Annotated in this window: 6 protein-coding genes; 4 read left to right on the top strand and 2 right to left on the bottom strand. The window is 52.1% G+C overall.

Translation table 11 applies throughout. The features are described 5' to 3' along the window. The 3 genes from AC2FNV_RS23170 to AC2FNV_RS23160 all read left to right on the top strand — a co-directional run. On the top strand, positions 1-821 hold an 821-nt coding region (locus AC2FNV_RS23170), incomplete at its 5' end, for an MFS transporter (RefSeq protein WP_496774664.1). Next, positions 818-1,414, top strand: a complete 597-nt coding sequence (locus AC2FNV_RS23165; RefSeq protein ID WP_170608207.1) for a YceI family protein — start codon at positions 818-820, stop codon at positions 1,412-1,414. The genes AC2FNV_RS23170 and AC2FNV_RS23165, both read left to right, overlap by 4 nt. 80 nt (positions 1,415-1,494) lie before the next feature. Beyond that, entirely contained in the window at positions 1,495-2,715 is a 1,221-nt protein-coding gene (locus AC2FNV_RS23160) for an MFS transporter (protein WP_496774662.1), read from the top strand. A 116-nt stretch (positions 2,716-2,831) separates the two neighbouring features. Here the strand turns inward: AC2FNV_RS23160 and AC2FNV_RS23155 are convergent, their stop codons facing one another. Continuing rightward, entirely contained in the window at positions 2,832-3,785 is a 954-nt protein-coding gene (locus AC2FNV_RS23155; RefSeq protein ID WP_496774660.1) for a hypothetical protein, read from the bottom strand. A 281-nt stretch (positions 3,786-4,066) separates the two neighbouring features. Here AC2FNV_RS23155 and metG point away from each other — a divergent pair, with 281 nt between their 5' ends. After that, a complete protein-coding gene (gene metG / locus AC2FNV_RS23150) occupies positions 4,067-5,785 on the top strand; it encodes a methionine--tRNA ligase (protein WP_170608211.1) in 1,719 nt (572 codons plus the stop codon). A gap of 126 nt (positions 5,786-5,911) precedes the next feature. On the opposite strand, the gene AC2FNV_RS23145 is transcribed toward metG, so the two are convergent. After that, positions 5,912-6,147, bottom strand: a 236-nt coding sequence (locus AC2FNV_RS23145) for a hypothetical protein (RefSeq protein ID WP_496774658.1), incomplete at its 5' end; no start/stop codon positions are given.

The raw sequence follows: 6,147 nt of genomic DNA, 5'->3' as shown, positions 1-6,147 counted from the left end.
GTCGGCGCGGGATTGCAGTGGCTCTCGTCGCAAGTGGGAATTACCTGTCCGGCGCAATCTGGCCGACTTTGCTGTCGGGAATTCTGGCGCGCGACGGTTGGCAACTGGTTTATCTGACGCTGGCGGCGATGACACTGATTGTTGTAATCCCACTGTCTCTGCTTCTGCGTCGCCAGGTCCCGATCGAGGCCCACCAAACCGCTGCTGTAAACGCACAGACAAATGCGCGCAGTGTCGGGATTTCACCCCGGGCGCTGCAATACATCCTAGGACTCGCGGGGATAGGTTGCTGTGTCGCCATGTCTATGCCGCAAGTCCATATCGTCGCGTACTGCGTGGGTCTAGGATATGGTCCGGCTGTGGGCGCCGAGATGCTGTCGCTGATGCTGTTGGGTGGTGTGGTCAGCCGGGTCGTGTCGGGGTTAGTTGCAGACCAACTGGGCGGAGTATATACACTGCTGATTGGCTCAACCCTCCAATGTATAGCGCTTTTTCTTTTCTTGCCCTACGATGGGATGGTGTCGCTGTATATTATCAGCCTCCTTTTTGGGCTGGCTCAGGGAGGTATCGTGCCAAGTTACGCATTGGTTGTACGCGAATACATGCCACCACAGGAAGCCGGCGCCCGGGTCGGTTTTGTTATGATGATGACAATCATGGGCATGGCACTGGGCGGGTGGATGTCCGGATGGATTTACGACTTAACCGGAAATTACCAATTGGCCTTTATTAACGGAATTCTGTGGAATGGCCTGAACATTGCGATACTTCTATTCTTGCTCGGCCGCTCACGGCCCAAAAAGCAAGAGGTTTTGGCTTGAAACACCTGACACGGCGGTCCGTTATCGCGGGCATAGCAACGTTACCGTTGGCACGTTCCGCGCAAGCAGCGCTGGTCCCATATACGTTATCAAAACAAAGCACTTCAGTTGGTTTCACCTTTAACCTGTCGGGGGTTGCCCAAAGCGGTACGATGCCGATTAAGGCAGCAAATATTGAAATTGATACGTCGCGTCTGCAAAACAGCCGTGTCAGCGTGACACTCAATGTAGCAGCTGCGCGCACCCGATTGCCGTTTGCCCGTGGGCCTATGCTAGGTCAAAGCGTTCTAGATGCAGAGGCCTACCCTACGATCACTTTCAATTCGACCGATATTCAGCTGAGTCCTTCGGGGCACATTTCCAACGGCGCTCAGATAACCGGAGAATTAACCGTCCGAGGAGTGACAAAGCCTGTAACTTTACTGGCGGACCTTTATCGCCGGCCAGAAAGCAAAGTGGACGATCTGAACACCCTTTCGATCCGTCTGGCCGGTGCACTGGATCGTCATGCTTTTGGTGCTTCGGGATATCCAGAACTGGTCGCTGACGAGGTCGGGCTTAACATTCGCGCAGAGATAATCCGTACGCTCTAAAGCCCGAAGGACGAAAAACGACGCGACAAAGTCGAATTGTTACGCGCAATGTCGAAAGATGCCGTCATTCTGCACCCATTATGCGCACGATCATTTCCTTTGCTGCTCTTTTTCTTTCCGTCATTCTGCTGCAGCTCTCAACTGGCGGCGTAGGTCCTTTGGACGCCATTTCAGGCCTGACTCTCGAATTCAGCACTGAACAGATCGGTTTATTGGGGTCAGCGCATTTTCTTGGCTTCTTTATCGGTTGCTGGTGGGCCCCAAGGTTGATGGGCAACATCGGTCATTCCCGCGCTTTCGCCGTTTGTACCGCGCTTGGCGCGATGGGGCTGATTGGCCATACCCTTACCGACAACGCCTATGTCTGGGCGTTGTTGCGCGTTGCTTCGGGTACCTGTGTCGCAGGGGCTTACACCGTAATTGAGGCTTGGCTAAACGCAAAGGTTACCAACGAAACCCGCGGGCGTGCCATGGGAACTTATCGGATCGTTGATATGGGCGCCTCATTGGGCGCGCAGCTGATTATTGCAGTGCTGCCGCCCGCCTCTTACGTATCCTATAACTTACTGGCGATCTTGTGCTGCGCTTCTCTGCTTCCGCTTACGCTTACCAAAGCCAGCCAGCCGAAAACGCCCGATGCTCCGCGCCTGCGACCAAAACTTGCTTGGCGCAGTTCCCCATTGGCTGTTGCTGGTGTGATAGTGGCGGCGCTTAGTTCCGCCTCGTTCAGAATGGTCGGCCCCGTTTATGGACAAGAGGTCGGTTTAGACGTCGATCAAATCGCGTTCTTTTTGGCTTCGTTCGTTTTAGGCGGGGCATTGGCGCAGTATCCAGTGGGTTGGTTGGCCGACAAATACGATCGCCGATGGGTATTGATTTGGCTTTCAGCTGCTGCAGTTCTCAGCAGCTTTGTTACGATGGCCGCGAGTGGCACTGGCACTGTGGGAGTGATGTTGACCGCCGGGTTCTTCGGGCTGACGACATTTCCGATCTTCTCAGTCTCCTCTGCCCATGCCAATGACTTTGCCACGACTGAGCAACGGGTCGAACTTTCTGCTGCTTTGATGTTCTGGTTTGCACTAGGGGCAATTGCATCGCCCTATGTTTCATCCACCTTGATCCAGAGTTTCGGCCCCGGCGCACTGTTCGCGTTTGTGGCCCTGGGGCACTTAGGCTTAATTGTTTTTGGCCTTGCCCGCATGCGTTCTCGCCCTACACCGGAAGAACGTACCAATTATGTCTACGCCCCGAGAACGTCGTTCACAATCGGGCGCCTGCTAAAGCGTGCGCGAGAGGAATAGTCCCGGGTCAAGAACATCCTAGCCTGACTGTGTTTGCGGGCCGGACATTAAACTAAAGAACCGCTTGTCAAAGTTGGAACCAGAACGATCAAGCAGAGTTTGACACAGACATATTTTCATTCGTCGATCGCAAACACTGACGGTGACACAGGGATCAATTCATCCAGAATTGAACCGGCCTCATAGCCCAAAAGGTCGACCTCCATCCGAGCCGGGTCACCAAATGCCCAGGCACCCACAAGCCTTTGCATCTTTGCATAACCCGCATACTTTGCCATTGCGTCAGTCCCGTGGGCGCTTTCTGCGAACAACACCTGCCCGGCAGTCACCTTTTCAGGCATCACCCTCTGCAAGTACAAGAGTACAACATTGACGTTTTTAACGTTAGATCCACCGTGGTGTACCACGTACATTTTATTCCAATCGTCTTCGTCCATTTCCGAACGCGCATCTGATACTGCTTTGTGTAATGCCTCAAGCTCGGCCCGAGCTGCATCGCGCATGTTGGCCGACCATTCCGGCCTCATATCGTTAATAACTTTAATAACCGCCTCGCGGGTCAGCTTTTGCTCGGACAATGCTTGGTCGACAAATGCCTTAGCCGTTTCCAGCATTTTTTTCTGACGAACCATAGCGGACTCGGAAATTTTGAGGCCGTCAATCAATGGAAGAAGCTTTTCTATTTCTTCAGAAATAGTTGAGAACTCGTTCTTCCAGAGCTCACTGGCCGCATTCCCCTGTGGCCACGGCGTGACGGCGCCGATAATGCCCAGCAAAATATGCGACGTGGACTTGAAGACTAGGTAATGCGGGGCGTCTCTGGAATATGTTGCTTGCCCGCCGTCGTCTGAAAGAACCGTAACGTCACGCGCAATGATCATAACAGGACGCGTAGTAGCTGTTAGTGCATCTTGCCCCCGACGAAAAATCGAAAGCATGGCGTGATCGAAGTCTTCGATTGCATTTATCGCATCGCTTTGATCGGCTTTCGCGTAAGGTGTTAAATTAAAGAAAGCTGCACAAAACATGGCAAAGATAGTCAGACCGTGCCTGAACCATGGTGTAAGCATTCACCCCTCCCAATTTGAGCCGTGGAATTATGATACATTATTGGCTCATTTGCGCGAACAGAGTGATACGGCGGTGAAACTGGGGCGTTAAGCAGCCGCAGCTGAACGCATCGACTGGCAAGATTCACCTGTTACAGAGACCTAAGGTCAATCCAAAAGGTTTTTTAACGTTGGATACGCTTTTCCAGATTATTTATAGTCGTTTGGTTGCGAAACCGGGCTTTTGCTGGACGGTGACATAAGGTAGACGGGCGCGCAGACAGATACGTGGAAACGCAAAAATGGCCCGGATACTCATCACCTCGGCGATCCCTTACATAAATGGGATCAAGCACCTCGGAAATCTCATCGGATCGCAACTTCCGGCCGATTTGTACGCGCGGTATCAGCGCGGCCGCGGGAATGAGGTCATGTTTCTTTGTGCCACCGATGAACACGGGACCCCTGCAGAACTAGCTGCGGCAAAGGCAGGCAAGCCGGTCGCCGAATATTGCACCGAGATGTATGGAATACAAGCAGACATCGCCAATCGTTTTGGACTTAGTTTTGATCATTTTGGTCGATCTTCGAGTGAACAGAACAAACATCTTACGCAACATTTCGCAGGAAAGCTGGACGAAGCTGGTTTAATCCGCGAAGTCAGCGAGAAACAAATCTATTCTAATGCGGATGGCAGGTTTCTTCCCGACCGCTATATCGAAGGTACCTGCCCCAATTGTGGTTACGACCGAGCGCGCGGTGACCAGTGTGAGAATTGTACTAAACAGTTGGACCCCACCGATCTAATCGAGCCACGCTCGGCCATTTCGGGCTCAACGGATTTAGAGGTGCGTCAGACTAAACACCTCTATTTACGACAATCCGCCATGAAAGATCAGTTGGATGAGTGGATTGACAGTAAGACAGACTGGCCGATCCTGACCACATCTATCGCGAAAAAATGGCTTCATGACGGCGACGGGCTGCAAGACCGAGGGATAACTCGCGATCTGGATTGGGGTGTACCGGTCAAGAAAGGCGATCAAGACTGGCCTGGCATGGAAGGAAAAGTCTTCTACGTGTGGTTTGACGCACCTATCGAATACATCGCCTGCGCAAAAGAATGGGCCGACGCAAATGGCAGAACAGACGCAGATTGGCAGCGTTGGTGGCGTACTGACAAAGGGGCCGACGATGTGCGCTATGTTCAGTTTATGGGTAAGGACAACGTCCCGTTTCACACCCTGAGCTTCCCCGCGACTATTTTGGGATCAGGCGAGCCATGGAAGATGGTCGATCACCTAAAGTCGTTTAACTATCTCAATTATGACGGAGGCCAGTTTTCTACTTCGCAGGGACGTGGCGTATTCATGGACCAAGCGCTTGAGATTTTGCCGGCCGATTATTGGCGTTGGTGGCTACTAAGCCACGCACCGGAAAGCAGTGACAGCGAATTCACATGGGAAAACTTCCAGCAATCGGTGAATAAAGATTTGGCAGACGTTCTGGGCAACTTTGTAAGCCGTATCACCAAATTCTGCCGCTCGAAATTCGGGGAAACCGTTCCCGAAGGTGGCGACTTTGGTGAAAGGGAACAAACGCTAATTTCAGAACTCACGCGCCGCATTCGCGCCTATGAAGGCCATATGGAAGCGATGGAGGTTCGTAAATCGGCACAGGAACTGCGCGCCATTTGGGTCGCTGGAAATGAATACCTGCAAGCGGCCGCACCTTGGTCAACCTTTAAGGAAGACCCGGAACTTGCCGCTACGCAAGTTCGTCTGGGTTTGAACTTGATCCGTCTTTACGCAGTCCTGAGTGCACCATTTATCCCGGAAACTTCCGCCCGAATGCTCAGCGCAATGAACACGCTGGATACAAGCTGGCCCGACGATGTGGCGGTCGCTTTGACGTCCCTACCCGCTGGGCATGAATTTTCTGTACCTGACGTTTTATTCGCCAAAATTACGGATGAGCAACGCGAAGATTGGCAAACTCGGTTCGCCGGGACACGCGACTAAAATTTCGCATTTCAAAAGGCAACCGATGTCCTTGACGTATTTGGAGCGCCATCAGAGGTTGCTTATGTTTAAAATCGGAGGAAGGACAACAGGGCACTTGGCTAAGTTGTCCAACCGATAGGAAAATTAATGATCTTTTATCCATGACTTCTCATTCAAGAAGCTTGAGATATGAAAACAAAACGGCCATCCTGACCAAAAATTAAAACGACTCGTCCGGACAAGTTCGATGTCTGGAACGAATTCTTTGGTCTGAATGGGGCGCGTGCCATGTCTTTTGCTTTTATCAATACGAATTTCTTTGGAAGAGAGTCGGCTCGCGGGATCGGAACGAAAATCGCCTTGATCTTCTGCCTCAGCAC

Source organism: Ruegeria sp. BHSA163, assembly GCF_059613365.1.
The sequence above is the reverse complement of the archived record's forward strand: the minus strand, read 5'-3'. Positions and strand labels throughout refer to the sequence as shown.

What these genes read in the sequence shown, in the direction of transcription:
- AC2FNV_RS23160 (WP_496774662.1), top strand. Translation starts at nt 1,495, where the DNA reads ATGCGCACGATCATTTCCTTTGCTGCTCTTTTTCTTTCCGTCATTCTG.
- AC2FNV_RS23155 (WP_496774660.1), bottom strand. Translation starts at nt 3,785, where the DNA reads ATGCTTACACCATGGTTCAGGCACGGTCTGACTATCTTTGCCATGTTT.
- metG (WP_170608211.1), top strand. Translation starts at nt 4,067, where the DNA reads ATGGCCCGGATACTCATCACCTCGGCGATCCCTTACATAAATGGGATC.